Origin of the sequence: Stappia sp. (genome assembly GCF_048268045.1) — a bacterium.
GTDB lineage: Bacteria > Pseudomonadota > Alphaproteobacteria > Rhizobiales > Stappiaceae > Stappia.
In genome coordinates this window covers 198,015-213,350 of the sequence record NZ_JBLWWG010000001.1, presented here as the reverse complement: position 1 = coordinate 213,350, position 15,336 = coordinate 198,015, and the positions used below count along the sequence as shown (strand labels likewise).

Genomic DNA, 15,336 nt, shown 5'->3' with positions numbered 1-15,336 from the left:
CGCGATGCGCGCCCGACTAACCGGCAGGGCAAAGGGAGGGGCGGGCGAAGGCGTGCGAGCGCCGCAGCAGCAGGTAGCCGGAGAGATTGAGCGCAAGCACGACGGCCCCGAAGATTTCCGCCGTCGCAACGAAGCCGAGATTGCGAACGAGGAAGCCGGCGGCGATTGCCGGGAGGCTGAAGGCCAGATAGCACTCGACATAGAAGGCGGCCAGAAGTTCGGCGCGCTCCTCGGGGGCGGCGAGCGGCAGCAGGGCGCGGGTACTGCTTGAGAAGCTTGCCCCCATGCCGAAGCCGGCGAGCAGCGTTCCGGCGACCAGCGCGGCGATCTCGCCGAGGACGACACCTGCGACCAGGGTGATGACGCCCAGCGATATGCCGGCGGCGCCGATGTCGGCGAGGCGGGCAATGCAGCGGCCGCGCTGGGTGAAGACGGCGCTGGCGGCGGAGAGCATCAGCATCGAGGCCATGAGCCCGCCGAGGAAAGGCGTCTCGATGCCGGTGGTCTGGGCGACGACGCTCGGGATCATCGACATGAAGAACCCGCCGAGGGTCCACAGCGAGGCGTTGAAGGGGGTGATGTGCAGCAGGGTGCGTCGTGCCGCCGGTGGAACGCTGATGCGCGGATCGAGCGCGGCGAGTGCGCCGGGGCGGCGGATGACCGTTTCCCGCGTGCGCCACACCAGCACCGCCTGCAGGGCGTTGAGCGACAGGATCAGCGCGTAGACGAGAAGTGTCGGGGCGGGAGCGAAGGAGACGAGCGCGCCGGAGACGAGCGAGCCGAGCCCCATGCCGATCATCGGCGCGAGACTGTTGATGGTCGGGCCGTTGGTCTCATCCACATCGACGATCGCGGCGCCGAGCGAGCTGGCCGCAAGCCCGGTCCCCACGCCTTGCAGGATGCGCGCCGCCAGAAGCCAGTAGGGGCCGTCGGCGATCAGGAAGGTCGACATGGCGCAGATCTGGACAGCCAGCGCGGCAAGGACAAGCGGACGCCGGCCGAGATGGTCGGACAGCGATCCGGCAATGAGCAGGGCGGCAAGAAGCGAGAAGGCGTAGACGGCGAAGATCAGGCTGATCAGCACCGGGCTGACCTGCCAGAGCTCCTGATAGATGCGATAGATCGGCGTTGGCGCGCCGGCGGCGGCGTAGATCGTGGCAAGCGTCAGCGTGAAGGCCAGAAGCGTCTGCCTGCTCTGGCCGCTCCTGGCAGCGGGCGGCACGGGACGGTCCATGGCGGAGGGGGGCATCGGGCTGGACATGTGGGGTGTTGCACCTTAAAGCAAAGTTGTTGCGTTAGGTGTAGGCGAGGATGCTGTTAAACGCAAATTATTTGCGTTAGTGGGGCGACTTGTCAGGCCCGGCTTCGGACACGAGGTGTCCGTGGCGCATTTCGGCTGGATGCAAACGAGGTTGGCGGTGAGCGAAGACCAGGCGAGGAAGGCGGGAGCGGTCGTCTCGGGTGTGCGTCCGGGTGGTCGCAGCGCGCGCGTGCAGGCTGCTGTCCACGCCGCGACGGAGGCACTGCTGGCGACGATGCCGCGCGCGGCCGTCACTGTGCCCGCCATTGCCGCGAAGGCCGGTGTGACGCCCTCGACGATCTATCGTCGCTGGGGCGACCTGCAGGAGCTGTTCGCCGATGTCGCCGTGCAGCGGATCCGCCCGGACGCCGGGCCTGTCGACACGGGATCGGCCGTCTCGGACCTGACGGTCTGGATCGAGCAATACAGCGACGAGATGGCCTCCGATCTGGGCCGCGACCTGATCCGCGACGTGCTGGCCAGCCGGGCGGAGGGCAGGGCGGCGCAGTGCTGCGGCATGGTGCGCGAGCAGATCGCGATCATCGCCGCGCGCGCCAGCGACCGGGGCGAGGCGTTTCCCGATCCGGAGGCGGTGATCGACCATCTGGTGGCCCCGGTCGTCTATCGCATCCTGTTCGACACACCGCCGGAGGCATCCTTCTGCCGGGGGCTGGTCGGACGCCTCCTCGCGCACGACCGGTGACGGTCGCGTTCCGGGGTCGTCAGAAAAGGCACTCGCTTTCGATCAGCATCTTGAAGCCGGGCTTGTTGGGCACTTCCAGCGCGTCGAAGGTCTTGTCCCTCAAGGTGACCCTGCTGGTGCCGAAGCGCTTTGAGCCTTCGAATTCGCTCATGGCGATCCGGTCGAATTTCCGGCCGATGTCCGCCTTGCTCCAGCCATAGGTCTGGCTCGGCTGAGTGAAGCGCGTGTGCAACTTGTCTCCCGTCTTTGTGTCCGTTGCGATGACGTTGAACTCGGTCGGACCGTCGCTGCACGGGTTCGCCAGGAGGAAGCGGGCCATGTCGTCGGGCTTGTGTCGCTCGGTCGGTGAGATCGTGATCCAGCCTCCCGGCAGTTTGCCGTCCTTGGCGCCACGGATGATCGCGTCGTCGCTCTTGGAAAACGACACGGCGAAGATGCTGGGCTTGCCGTCGCGCGCGCCGATCCTGAAGAAGCCGCCGAGATAGTCCTTGCCGTTGGTATAGCGGACCTCGAACGCGCCGGAGCGGATGTCGATGACGTCCTCGCAGTCCGGGTCGACAGTGAGGGGAAGCCCCTTGGTGTCGTCGGCGCGGCTGGCGTTGTGGTGCAGCCAGTACCGGCAGGTCACGCCGCCAGAGTAGTACTTGCTGGGCTCGAAGGCCGCGTAGCTGCGCAAATCGAGGGTTCCCGGCGCGCTCTGCGACGTGATGCGCCAGTGCCCGGCGAAGCCAATCCCCCCCGGCGCGGTTTCCGCGAGCTCGGCGACGCCGATCGAGGATGGCGAGCCGTCGACGACCTCGTCCTTCCAGAAATGAAGCGCCTTCACATCGAGCTGCCAGATGTTCCAGAAGCCCGACACTTCCTTCCAGTCCTTGCCGCTGCGCGCGCGGAAGGGGCGGATCGTTTCGAAATAGGCGTGCGCTCCCTCCTCGCGCTGGTTGGAGGAGGCCTTCGGATCAAGGCACATGCGCGAGAAGATGGCATAGCGCTTGGAAATCAGAACCGCCGGGCAGGAACTGGGCGCGCCATCCTTCTCTATCCGCAAAATACCATGCCCGAGGAGATTTCCCTGCGAGGCCCAGCCGAGGGTCCTGTCGCCAAGGTCGCGCGCCAGCATGCGCGCGCGCGACAGCGGCCCGGAGTAGGAGGCCGGCTGCGCGGCCGGTTTAGCGGCTGGCTTGCTGGTGGCGGGGGCGGCAGTCTTCGTCTGGGGCGCGGCTTCAGGCGGGGAGCTTGGAGCGGGGGCGAACACCACGTAGCCGAGCCCGAGCGCGGCCACTACCGCGATTGCGGCGACGAGCGGCTTTCGCGCGGATCCGCTCGCGCTCGCGGCGGGCGCGCCTGGCGAGGTCGTCTCCTGCGGCGCGGCGGTGTCGCGTGGCGCTGCCTTTGCCGCCGTGGGAACAGGGTCGGGATCGGAGATTTCCCAGTCGCCCAGCGTCATCTCGCCGGCCGGGGCGCTCGCTTCGCCCGGATTGGCGGCGGGCGTCGCCGTAGCCTGTTCCGGCGCCGCAGGCGCTTCGTCGTGCTGCGCGACCGTCACGAGCACGCGCGGGCGCGCCAGCATGTCGCCGGTACCCGCGCCGATCGTCTCGACGACGCCGTCGAGCGGCGTGCGCATGACAAGGGTTTTTTCGGTCGCCGTGCGGAAGGTCAGCAGGGCGTCACCGGCGGTGACCGATGCGCCCACAGCGACATGAACCGTTTCGACCGTGATTGGAAAAAGCGCGTCGTCGCGCGGGCTGAAGAGTTGTTTGATCTTCCCCGATGCCATCTTGCCCCACCCCATCCGAAGCCCGAACCCGGGGCAGTCTAGAAACGTTTTTAGCGGTTCGCCAGCCGGGCGTGGCGCGGAAAGCACATTGGTATTTCCCTTTACGCAAGGTGGAGCGGCGGATACGCTCCCGCTGGCTTTTTGCCAATTGCGTGGAGTGAACGGAATGTCGAGGCGTGAAGTTGTTTTTCTGTCCGGTGTGCGCACCGCCATCGGCAGCTTCGGAGGTTCGCTCAAGTCCGTTCCCCCCTCGACGCTGGGTGCGAAAGTCGCCGCGGAGGCCGTGCGCAGGGCGAAGATCGAGGTTGGCGATGTTGGCCAGGTGGTCTTCGGCCATGTCATCAATACGGAGCCGAGAGACATGTATCTCGCCCGTGTCGCGGCGGTGGAGGCGGGCATTCCCGCCGAAGCCCCGGCGCTGACGGTCAACCGGCTGTGCGGCTCGGGCGCGCAGGCGATCGTTTCGGCAGCGCAGGCGATCCTGCTCGAGGATGCGGATTTCGCGCTGGCGGGCGGGGCGGAGTCCATGAGCCGCTCGCCCTATGCGGTTCCTGGCGCGCGCTTCGGCGTCAAGATGGGCGACGCGCCCTTCCATGACATGATGCTCGGCGCACTGAACGATCCCTTCGGCGGAGGCCACATGGGCATCACCGCCGAGAATGTCGCGGAGCGCTACGGCATCAGCCGGGAGGCGCAGGACGCGCTTGCGGTCGACAGCCAGCACAGGGCGGACCTGGCCATTCGCGACGGGCGTTTCGTCGATCAGATCCTGCCGATCGATGTGCAGGCCGGCAGAACGATGACACGCTTCGATACCGACGAGCATCCCCGACCCGACACAGGACACGCGACCTTGAGCGGCCTCAGGCCGGCCTTTCGCAAGGACGGGTCGGTCACGGCCGGCAATTCCTCCGGCATCAACGATGGCGCGGCCGCGGTGGTTCTGGCCGAGCGAAGCGAGGCGGAAGCGCGCGGGCTTAAGCCGATGGCACGCCTGGTCGGCTATGCCCACGCCGGCGTCGAGCCGGATGTGATGGGCATCGGCCCGATCCCGGCGGTGCAGAAACTGTTCCAGCGCACCGGCCTGACGGCGGCGGATTTCGACGTGATCGAGTCGAACGAGGCCTTTGCCGCCCAGGCCTGCGCGGTCATGCGGGAGCTTGGCCTGCCCTCCAACCGGGTGAACCCCAACGGCGGCGCCATCGCACTGGGCCATCCGGTGGGCGCGACGGGCTGCATTCTCACGGTCAAGGCACTCTATGAGCTGGAACGCACCGGCGGACGCTACGGACTTGTCACCATGTGCATCGGCGGCGGCCAGGGCATCGCCCTGGCGGTGGAGAACCTGAGCGCCAACTGAGGCTTTTGCCCGTCGACGTCTTCCTGCGTTGTTTCGCGCGTCAGCGCCGGCGCTCGTGCATGGGCGCGGGTTCTCGCCTATGGTCCAGCTGGAATCGCCGCACCGCCAGGGTGCGTCGAGCCGGTTGCCGGTCAGAGGATGCGACAGACGATGAAGCCCGCCACGACACCCGTCCTTGCAACGCTTGCCTTTCTGGTGTCGCTCGCCCCGGCCCTGGCGGAGGGGCCGCCGGCCTTCACCCAGGATCCGGGGCACGACCATCCGCTCGCCGGCCGGATCTGGTCGACACGCGAAGGCGCCTTCGTTGCGCCGCGGGTGGTGGACGAGGCGGTTGCCGATGCGCGGTTCGTGCTGCTTGGCGAAACGCATGACAATCCCGACCACCACAGGCTCCAGGCCTATTTGCTCGATCAGGCATCCCGTTCCCGCAAGCCGGCGGTCGTCTTCGAGATGCTGCCGCGCGATCTCGCCCCCAAGGTGGCGGATTATCTCGCCGGCGGCGGTACAGCGGAGGGCTTTGGCGCGGCGGTCGGCTGGGCCGATCTCGGCTGGCCCGACTACGGGATCTACCGCCCGGTTCTGGAGGTCGCCATCGGCAAGGGGCTTGCCATTGTCGCCGCCGATACGCCGAAGCCGGAGCGTCGCGCCGTGGCGGGTGAGGGGATCGCGGCGCTTGGCGCGGAGCGGGCCGGGCGGCTTGCGCTCGACCGGCCGCTTGGTGAGGCAGCCGAAGCCGAGATGCTCGACACGCTGTTCGAGAGCCACTGTGCGTTGATGCCGCGCGAGAGCCTGAGGCCGTTGCTCCTGGTGCAGAGGCTTCGCGACGCGACGCTTGCCGAGGCGATGATCGCCGCCGACGAGAGGGGCGATGCCGGCGCGGTGCTGATTGCCGGGGCTGGGCACACGCGCCGCGATCTCGGCGTGCCCTGGTATCTTTCCGCGCGCCTGGCCGAGGCCTCCTCGGTCTCGCTCGCCTTCGTCGAGGTGCGCGAGGGCGAGGACGACCCGGCCGCCTATGCCGGCGGAAGCAGGGAGACGGCCGCGCCTTACGATTTCGTCTGGTTCACGCCCGGCGTGGCGCGCGGCGATCCGTGCGAAGGGCTCAAGGAGCGTTTCGGCAAGAAGGGCAAATAAGGGCCTCTTGCGGGTGCGACGCCATATCCGCTCGTTCCCGCAAGGGGGGCAAGGTCGGCGGAAGCAAGGGGCAAGGACCGCTTTTCAGGCCGTGACCTTGCGGTTGCCCGACCGCGGAGCAAACCGCGATCCATCGGCGCGAGGGCGGTCGTCTCAGGACAGCGGACCGCGATAGATGTCCGGCTCTTCCTGGTCCCGCCCGGCCCCCGTCTCCGCTTCCGCCTCCGCCGGCTTCTCCTGTGAAGCCGGGTTGTCGGGAGCTTCCCGCGTGCGGGCTTCGCTTTCCGGCCGCGCCGCCGGAGCGGGCGTAGGGCCGGCGATCCGCGCGGTGTCGCCATGGTCGTCCGGAACCGGCTTGTCGTAGCTTGCCTTGCGCCGCGCCATGACCTTGGCGCGGCCGCGCCGGCGCTTGACCCTGCGCGCGATGCTGCGTGCCGCACCGGCGATGTCCTGACGGGAGAAGAAGAAAGGCAGCACCGGCTCGTCGGGCTCGACATGCTCGACCGCCAGTCCGACGGCGGTGATGCCGTGGTCATCGTCGATATCGCGCACGACGAGGTCGATGTCTCCATAGGCGACCCGGTCGGCCGGCTCGATGTCGTCGCCGAGCTCGCGTGCGAGCACCTCGCGCACCGAACGTTCGGCGTCCGCTTTCTCGACGCGGAAGCCGTAGATGGCGCCGAGATCGGCAAGGCGGGCGTCCGGGTCTAGGGCGAAGTCACCGAAAAGCGCGGGATCGTGCCCCTCGGCGGCGGCGCCGGCGAAGAGAGAGTCGAGGACGGGCACCTGGCGGCCGGTGGCGAGGATGTACATCCGGTCGCCAGGCTGCGGCTTGCCGGCCTTCTGCAGGCGCAGTGGCCGGCCGTCACGCAGAATCAGCACCGGTCGTGCCCATCGCGGAATGCGCTCGCCGCGCGCCACCGCGCTGGCCTGATTGACAGTGTAGCCGACAAGCTCGTGATCCTGTCCGCCGGGCAGCTCCAGCTCGATGCGCTCAACCGGGCCAATGCGCGGCGGCACCGTCAGCTTCAGCCGCTTGGCGATCGGGCGGATCGTCCAGCCCTGCAGGATCAGCGATGTCAGGACGATCAGGAACGTGACGTTGAAGATTTCCTGGGCATTGGGAAGGCCGCCGACCAGCGGCAGGATGGCCAGCAGGATGGAGACCGCGCCGCGCAGGCCGACCCAGGAAACGAAGGCAATCTCGCTGCGGGTGAAGCCGAAGGGCATCAGGCAGAGCCAGACGGCGACCGGGCGGGCGACGAAGATCAGGATCAGGGCGAGGCTGAGCCCGGGCAGGGCGACCTCGCCGAACTGGGATGGGGTGGCAAGCAACCCCAGTGTCACGAACATGCCGATCTGGCCGAGCCAGGTCATGCCTCCCTGGAAGTTCTTCAGCGCCGGCTGCTGGCGGATGCGCACATTGCCGCACAGAATGCCGGCGACATAGGCGGCGAGAAAGCCGCTGCCGCCGGCAAGGGAGGTTGCGCCGAACAGCGCCAGCGCCAGCGCCAGAACGACGATCGGATAGAGCGCCGGCTCGAGCCCGATCCGGTTGACGATTTGGACGATGGCATATCCGCCGGCAAGGCCGGCGACGAGGCCAAGTCCCATCTGGAGCACCAGCTCCTTGGCCAGATCGGCGCCGAGACCCGCATCGACATCGACCGTCCCGGCGGTGATCAGTCCGACGAGCGTCATGGTGAGGAAGATCGCCATGGGATCGTTCGATCCCGATTCCACTTCCAGCGTCGCCGAGATCATCTCGCGCAGATGCACGCCGCCGACCCGAAGCAGGAAGAACACGGCGGCCGCATCGGTCGAGCCGACGATGGCCCCGAGCAGCAGGCCGTCGGTCCAGGGCCAGCCGAAGAGATAGTGCGCGGCGGCGCCGACCAGCCCTGCGGTCAGCCCGACGCCGACGGTCGCCAGCACCAGCGCCGGGGCGGCGGCGAGCTTCAGCGTTCCCATCCGGGTGCGGAAGCCCGAATCGAACAGGATGATGGCAAGCGCGATGGAGCCGATGAAATAGGCCGCGCGCGCGTCGGAAAAGGCGATGCCCCCCGGCCCGTCCTCGCCGGCGGCGATGCCGACCAGCAGGAAGACCAGCAGCAGCGGGGCGCCGATGCGGAAGCTGACCAGCGACGTGAACACCGACACGGCCACGAGACCGGCGGAGATCAGGATCACCAGGTTCAGCGTTTCGAGCATGGGCAGCGGCTTTCGGCGGTGTGATCCGCTGAACAGCGGAATCATCTGCTTGCACAACTATAGGGCAAGTTTGCCCGAACCGTGGCCGTGAGGCCACGCAAGCGACCAGGGGGCTGTATTTTCAGTGGCTTCCGGGTGGCTGCGCAAGGATGCCCTGTGACTTTCCTGCTTCCTCGCGCCGTGGAAGGCTGAAACGGAAGCGGGCGCGCCCGTTTCCGGCCGCGCCCGCGTCGTGTTTCAGACTGCGGTTTCCCGCAGGCGGTTGCCTCAGTCGAGGCGGCCGCTTGCGTGGGCGAGCATAGTGTAGACCTTGCCCGTGTCCGACGTCAGGTAGGTCTGGCTCATGATGTTGTCGCGGTCGTTGCGCGAGACCTGGGCCAGAAGCTGCTCGAAGTCGTTCAGGTAGCGGTCGACCGCCCCCCGGAATTCCGCGTCACGCGCGTACTTCTGGCGGATCTCGTCGAAGGTCTGCTGGCCCTGCAGCGTGTAGAGACGGCGCGTGAACACATGCCGCTCGCCCCGCTTGTAGCGCTCCCACAGGTCGATGAACGTCTCGTGATCGATCGCGCGGGCAATGTCGATCGACAGCGAGTTGAGCGACTCGACCATCTGCAGCGGCGAGCGGGCTTCCGCCGCCGCTTCGTCGCCGGCTTCCTCCTGAGAGGCGCGGCGAAGCAGGTCGCTGACCCAGCCCTTGCCCTGCTGCGGCGCGGCGCGCTCGCCGCCCGACTGGCGGCCGGCCGGCTCGAAGTCGCTCAGCGTCTTGCGGCGAATGTCGCCGCGAAGCTCGCCGCGCGGCTGCTGGGCCGGAGCGGAGGCGGGGGCCTGGGCCTTGGCGGCCGGCGCGCGCTGCGTCGGTGCGGGGGCCGGTGCCGGTGCGGGCTCGGCGCGTGGTGCGGCGGCCACGGCGGCCGTTGCAAGCGTACGCTCTCCGGCACGCGAGGTGTCGAGTGTGGTCGACTGGCGCGAGACGATCTCGGACAGCTCGGTCAGGGCGCGGACCTGCTCGCTCACCACCTTGCGCAGAGCGGAAGCGGACTGCTCGGCCTCCTCCGGCAGGTCGAGAATGCCGCGCTTCAGCTCGCTGCGGGTCTTCTCCAGTTCGCGATGGACGTCGCGGGCGACGTCGCGCATGCGGGTGGTCGCCTCGGTGAAGCGCTCGGATGCGTCGGACAGGGTCTTCGACATCTCGGCAACGACTTCGTCCTGGGCGGCGCGGACTTCCTCGCGGGCCTTCTTGCCCTCAAGGCCGGCCGACAGACGCATGGACTCGAACTGCTCTGTGACGGCGCGGGTCGCGGCCTCGGCGGCAGCGGTGAGCTGCTGCGTGACGTCGCGGCTCTTGTCGTCCGCCGCCTCGAGCATCTGCTCGAGCTGGCCGGCGAAGCCGCGCATCAGGCTGTCGACAGCTTCGGTCTTGGCCAGCAGCGTGTCGGCAACATCCTCGATGGCGGTCTTGCGCTCGCCGACGCGGCTTTCCACGTCGCGGTTCGTCTCCTCGAGGTTGCGGGCGGCGTCGGACAGCATCTTTCCATGCTCCTCGAGCCGGGTCGACAGCGAGGAAATGTCGGAAAGCACGGTGTCGGACACCTCGCGCAGCACCGAGGTCTGCTCCTTGAGCGTGCCGCTCGAGGCGGTCGTGTCGGTGACGGCGCGGTCGATGGCGGTGCGGAACTCGCCGGCGCTGCGCGACAGCGAGGTCTCGATCCTGCCCAGGTTCTCACCGGCGTTGGCGACCACCTCGGAGAGCTGGCCGTTGGACTCGGTAAGACGATTCAGCAGGCCGCTGATCTCGATTTCCAGCTCCGAACGGGTGCGGTGGAGGATGTCGGCCGCCGACGTGCTGCGCTCGTCGAGCGTGGCGACGAGCTGGTCGCCCGCCTCCACCAGCTTGCGGGTGGCGTCGAGACCGGTGCGGGCGAAGCCGTCGGTAACGTCGCGCCCCTTGACGGTGATCGCGTCGAGGATGGCTTCGTGGATCTCCGCGATACGGGTCGTGAGCCCGTGGGCGCGTTCCTCGATGCTGGCGACAAGCTCGTTGCCGTCGGTGCCGATGAGCTCGGCAAGCTTGCCGGAGCGGGCTTCGAGAGCAGCGTTGAGCTGGTCGGCGCGGGCGATGAGATCCTCGGCCACGGCGTTGCCGCGCTCCGACAGGAGGTCAGCCGCCTCGCGCACGGCGCCGGCAACGCGCGAGCGCACGCCGTCGGCCTCGCCGGAGACCATGTTGCCGATTTCCTCGATGGTGCGGGCCAGGACCATGCGGGCCTGCTCGCTTTCGCTGGCCAGGGCGCCGGTGACTTCCGCAACGGTGCGGGTCAGGTCCTCGCGGACCTTCTCGCTTTCGCCGCCGAGCGCACCGCTCATCTCCGACAGGCTGCCGAGGAAGGCCGTGCGGGCCTGCTCGCTTTCGGCCGCGAGCGAACGGGCCGCCTCGCTGACCGCCTCGACGAGCAGGGCGCGCATCTTCTCGCCCTCGCCGGCCATGGTGCCGGTCGCCTCGGTGAGCGACTGGACGATGATGTCGGCCGCCTTCTCGCTTTCGGCCTGCAGCGTGCCGCGGGCCTCGCCAACGGAGCCGAGGACGATCTGGCGCAGGCGGGTGCCCTCGCCCTGGAGCTTCTCGGTCGCCGCACCAAGCGTCGTTTCGACGATCTCCTGCAGGCGACCGCTTTCGCCCGACAGCGTGCCGGACAGGCGTTCGATGGTGGATCCGGCCTCGGTCATGACCTCGGCGAGCAGATCGCGGGCGCGGTCGCTCTCGGAGGTCAGCGTGCCGGAAATCGCGGCAAGCCGCTCGGCCAGCACGCGCTCCAGCTCCGCGGAGCGGCTGTCCAGCGTCTCGGCGACCTCGAAGACCTTCGAGCCGAGCGAGACGTTGATCTCCGCGATCCGGTCGGACAGCGTGTCGGTGAGATCCTGGCTCTGGCGCGACAGCACCTGGCCGGCGTCGGTGAGGCGCTCGTCCAGTGCCTTTGACATTTCGCCCTGGCCTTCGACGAAGGCAGAGGCGATCTCGCGGGTCCGGGCGATCAGCGTCTCGCTGATCTGACGGGCGCGGGCGTCAAGCGCCTGGTCGATACGCTCGGTGCCGACCGACATGGTGTTGGCCAGATGCTCGGCCTTGTCCGACATGGACACGGCCGCCAGCTCGACCTTCTCGCCGATGGTGCTCTCGAACGTGGAGAGATGGCGTTCGATGTTCTCGCCGATGATGCGCGAACGTTCGGACAGGCTGTTGCCGATCTCCTCGGCGCGGCTGCCAAGCGTCTCGCCGACCTCGTCGACCTTGGTCGACAGCTTGAGCGTGATCGCCTGGGAGCGGTCCTCGAGCAGATCGGAAAGCGCCACGGTGCGCTCGTTGAGGGTCGTCTCGAACTGGCCCGTGCGCGCCTCGAGCGTCGTCGACAGACGGTCGATACCGCCGGCCAGCGTCGTGTCGAAGCCTTCGATACGGCTGTCGAGCGTCTCGGCGAGCGAGCCGGTGCGGCTGTCGAGCGAGCTGGTGAGCGTCTCCACACCGCCGGAAATCGTCGCGTCGAAGCTCTTCATGCGGCTGTCGAGCGAGGAGGTGAGGAGCTCCAGACCACCGGTGATGGTGGTGTCGAAGCCCTGGATGCGGCTGTCGAGCGTCTCGGCAAGAGAGCCGGCGCGGCTGTCGAGCGAGGAGGTCAGTGTCTCGATGCCGCCGGTCAGCGTCGTGTCGAAGCCCTTGATGCGGCTGTCGAGCGTTTCGGCCAGAGACCCGGCGCGGCTGTCGAGCGAGGCGGTGAGCGCCTCGAGACCGCCGGCCAGCGTCGTGTCGAGACCCTGGATGCGGGTGTCGAGCGAATCGGCCATGGCGCCGGCGCGCAGGTCGAGCGTGGTGTTGAGCGATTCGATGCGTCCGTCGAGCGTCTCGCCGAGTTCGGCGGTGCGCAGCTCGAAGGAGGACACGAGCTTCTCGCCGCGTTCGCCGATGAGCCCTTCCATGCGGTCCAGATAGACGGAGACGCCGTGCTGCAGCGCGCCGCCGCGCTCGTCCAGCGTGGCGTCGAGCCGATCGCCGATCGCCGTCAGCTCGCCTGCGACGCGCTCGCCGCGCGAGCCGATGAGGTGAGCAAGCTCGGTGCCGGTTTCCGCCAGCGTGCGGGCGAAGCCGGACGTCTGGCTCTCGAGCGAGGCGGTGATCTCGGTCGAGGCGCTTTCGAGCGCGGACCGGAAGTTCTGTGCCTGGCCGTCGATGAGGTTGGCCATCTCGCGCGAGCGGCTTGCCAGACGTTCGTCCAGCGCCTCGCCGTTGATGGTGATGGCCTCGTGGATCTTGTCGCCGACGGAGCCGAGGCGGTCGGCAAGCTCGGTGCCGCGCACGGTGATCGTCTCGGTCAGGCTGCCGGCGGTCTCGTCCAGCTTCGAGGCGATCTCGCCGCCGCGCAGCGACAGGTCGACGACGATGGACTCGCCGGTGCCACGCAGGATCTCGGCGACTTCGTTGGTGCGCGAGGACAGCGTCTCGACGATTTCCGCGCCCTTGACGGAGATCGTGTCGGTGACCTCCTGGCCGCGCAGCGAGATGCTCTCCACGACGCGGTCGCCGGTCTCGGCGAGCGAGCTGTCGAGGCCGGAAACGCGCGTGTCGAGGGTCGACAGCAGGTCGTCGGTGCGGGTGGTGATGGTGTCGATCAGCTTGCCGCCGGTGAGCGACAGGTTGGCGGTGATTTCGTCGCCGCGGCTGGTCAGCGTGTCGATGAAGCCGGTCGCGGTGGTCGCGAAACGGTCGTTGACCTCCGCGCCGCGGGTCACCAGCGTCTCGGTGAACTCGTGGCCGGTCCGGTTCATGGACTCCACCAGCATCTCGCCGGTTCCGGTCAGGCGCTCGACATAGCTGTCGCCATGGTTGGTCAGCGTGTCGACGAGCTGGCTGCCGGCGGTGTCGAAGGTCTCGGCAATCTCGCGCACGCGGCCGTCGACCGTGGCGTTGAGCTCGCTGACGCGGCTGTCGATGGCGTTGTGGAGCTCGGAGACGCGACCGCCGATGGAGCCGTTGAGTTCGGCGACGCGGCCGTCGATGGCGCTGGTCAGCTCGGAGACGCGGCCGTCGATCGCACCGGTCAGCTCGCTGACGCGCCCGTCGATGGCGCCGGTGAAGTCGGAGACGCGGCTGTCGATGGCGCCGGTCAGGCGGTCCGTCGCGGAATCGGCGATGTGGCTGATCTTCTCGGAGGTCTCGGCGAGCTGCGCGGCGAGGCCCTCGTGCGCGCCGGAGATCGTGTCGCGGACACGGTCGGCGTTGGAAACGACCGCCTCACGCTGGGTCACGAGCTCGTCGATGAGCGAGCGGATCTTCAGTTCGTTGTCATTGTAGGAGCGTTCGAGCGAGGACACCTCGTTGTGCACGAGAACCTCAAGCTCGCTGGCGCGGGCGATTGCGCGCTCGATGCCGTCGCCCATTGCGGCGACCTCGCGGCGGATGGCCTGGCCGACGCTGAGGATCGATTCCTTGGCGACGTCTTCCGGCTCGGCGAGGCGAAGCGCCACCTCGGTCATGCCGCGCGCGACGATGCGCATCTCCTGGGCGCGGTAGATCATCAGCGCCATTGCCCAGAAGAAGAGCACAGGCACGATGACCGCGACGCTCGACATCAGCAGCGAGGGCGAGGACAGGATGTCGCCGGTGGTCTGCACCGCGGCGAGGTCGGAGGAGAAGGCGGCCGAGGCGAGCCACCATCCGCCGGCGACCCACAGGATCGAGAGCGCGAAGGCAAACCAGAAGGGCGCCGAGGTCGGGCGCCGCTGCAAGGCGTAGATGAGATTTCCGATCGTGCGCCGGTCGTCGTTGGCGGCCGAACCGGGGCGGCTGCCGCCGCGCCCGCGCCGGCCGTTGCCGCGACGGTTGTCGCTGTCGGACGCATCGCCGGCATCGGACGACGACGCGGTCGGTCGCGCGCCTTCGTTGCGCTGGGCGCTGCCGCCGGAGGCGGTTTCGCCGCTCGCCGCCGTGTCGCCGAAATCGATCTTCAGCGCTTCCTCGACAGCACTGAGGGCGGCCTCGGCCGGGTCCTTCGCCTTCGGGGGATGTGCCATGTTTGTTTCGCCTCGCGTCCGTACTCGTTACACATCGGATGGTACGGCGCAGAACACGCGCCGCCATACCATGCGCGGCTGGGCATCCCGATCAACGCGCCGGGATCGGAACGTCGGGAGATATGGGTGCCAGCGCCGGCCTCTGGCGCAAGGCATACGTCTCCCAAACTTGCCGCACCCTTAAAGCTAATGACACAATCCAGACTGGCGAACAAGAATTTGCAGAGTCAGTCCAAGGGGATGGACGCCAAGAGCGGGAGCTGGAAGGCGGTCTCCGGGGCCGCCGGGACACCCGCCGGAGGCCACCGGAAGATCGTGAAACGACGCTGCGCCGGGGGCGTCCGCCGCCTCGGGACCAGGCGCCGTGGCGGGTGCCCGGGCCTGGCAAGGCGGGCGCCAGGCCGCTGCCTTTCGACTGAAACTGGCCCTGGGTGGCGGTATCAGGGGCCACGACCGCAGGCCCGTCAAACCGGCAGAGCCTTGGTTTTCCAACCTGATCCCGCCCATTCGGCTCGTGCGCCGGCAAACGGTGGGGGAGGCGTGCGTCTGGCAGGCAAATCGCCGCACGCCGCGCCGCCTGGCGTGCACGGCTGCCGCGGGGGGCGGCTCGCGGACAGCGCTGCGTCCATGTGCTGGCACGGGGGCTTCGCGCCGGAGCGAACCTCGTGAAAATGTCTGAATGCGTATTAACCAAAGATTCACTTTGTTGGCGGGCGTTCGGGGAAATCCGGGTGCCTTAACCCCGGTTTCGTGGTTTTTGCCGATCCTTGTGCCTGCCGGCGGGCTAGACCTGA

Annotated in this window: 7 protein-coding genes; 3 read left to right on the top strand and 4 right to left on the bottom strand. The window is 68.4% G+C overall.

What is annotated here, in order from left to right; all coding sequences use genetic code 11:
- Positions 1–16: 16 nt before the first annotated feature.
- Positions 17–1,261 carry an MFS transporter gene (locus tag ACN0WF_RS01020; protein WP_417770902.1) on the bottom strand — a complete coding sequence of 415 codons (1,245 nt, stop codon included), beginning with the start codon at positions 1,259–1,261 and terminating at the stop codon, positions 17–19.
- Between the two features lie 157 nt (positions 1,262–1,418).
- On the opposite strand from ACN0WF_RS01020, the gene ACN0WF_RS01015 reads away from it, so the two are divergent.
- On the top strand, positions 1,419–2,003 hold the full coding sequence (locus tag ACN0WF_RS01015) for a TetR/AcrR family transcriptional regulator (RefSeq protein WP_417770901.1): 585 nt from the start codon (positions 1,419–1,421) through the stop codon (positions 2,001–2,003).
- Positions 2,004–2,022: 19 nt separating this feature from the next.
- Here ACN0WF_RS01015 and ACN0WF_RS01010 read toward each other — a convergent pair whose 3' ends face one another.
- The gene (locus tag ACN0WF_RS01010) at positions 2,023–3,990 is read right to left on the bottom strand and encodes a hypothetical protein (RefSeq protein ID WP_417770900.1); all 1,968 of its coding nucleotides are present in this window, start codon (positions 3,988–3,990) and stop codon (positions 2,023–2,025) included.
- Here ACN0WF_RS01010 and ACN0WF_RS01005 point away from each other — a divergent pair.
- Together ACN0WF_RS01005 and ACN0WF_RS01000 are read left to right on the top strand one after the other, a co-directional pair.
- Positions 3,944–5,137 carry an acetyl-CoA C-acyltransferase family protein gene (locus ACN0WF_RS01005; protein WP_417770899.1) on the top strand — a complete coding sequence of 398 codons (1,194 nt, stop codon included), beginning with the start codon at positions 3,944–3,946 and terminating at the stop codon, positions 5,135–5,137. The two genes, ACN0WF_RS01010 and ACN0WF_RS01005, sit on opposite strands and share 47 nt — an antisense overlap.
- Before the next feature lie 150 nt (positions 5,138–5,287).
- The gene (locus tag ACN0WF_RS01000) at positions 5,288–6,271 is read left to right on the top strand and encodes a ChaN family lipoprotein (RefSeq protein WP_417770898.1); all 984 of its coding nucleotides are present in this window, start codon (positions 5,288–5,290) and stop codon (positions 6,269–6,271) included.
- 153 nt (positions 6,272–6,424) lie between these two features.
- Here the strand turns inward: ACN0WF_RS01000 and ACN0WF_RS00995 are convergent, their stop codons facing one another.
- Positions 6,425–8,482, bottom strand: coding sequence for a potassium/proton antiporter (locus ACN0WF_RS00995; protein ID WP_417770897.1), 2,058 nt, complete (start codon positions 8,480–8,482; stop codon positions 6,425–6,427).
- Between the two features lie 267 nt (positions 8,483–8,749).
- The gene (locus ACN0WF_RS00990) at positions 8,750–14,542 is read right to left on the bottom strand and encodes an antitoxin (RefSeq protein WP_417770896.1); all 5,793 of its coding nucleotides are present in this window, start codon (positions 14,540–14,542) and stop codon (positions 8,750–8,752) included.
- Between the last annotated feature and the right edge of the window lie 794 nt (positions 14,543–15,336).

Excerpts from the sequence above, each read along its gene's own strand:
- ACN0WF_RS01010 (WP_417770900.1), bottom strand. The coding sequence starts at position 3,990 with ATGGCGGTGCGCACACCGGACAGAAAAACAACTTCACGCCTCGACATT.
- ACN0WF_RS01005 (WP_417770899.1), top strand. The coding sequence starts at position 3,944 with ATGTCGAGGCGTGAAGTTGTTTTTCTGTCCGGTGTGCGCACCGCCATC.
- ACN0WF_RS00990 (WP_417770896.1), bottom strand. The coding sequence starts at position 14,542 with ATGGCACATCCCCCGAAGGCGAAGGACCCGGCCGAGGCCGCCCTCAGT.
- ACN0WF_RS00995 (WP_417770897.1), bottom strand. The coding sequence starts at position 8,482 with ATGCTCGAAACGCTGAACCTGGTGATCCTGATCTCCGCCGGTCTCGTG.
- ACN0WF_RS01000 (WP_417770898.1), top strand. The coding sequence starts at position 5,288 with ATGAAGCCCGCCACGACACCCGTCCTTGCAACGCTTGCCTTTCTGGTG.
- ACN0WF_RS01020 (WP_417770902.1), bottom strand. The coding sequence starts at position 1,261 with ATGTCCAGCCCGATGCCCCCCTCCGCCATGGACCGTCCCGTGCCGCCC.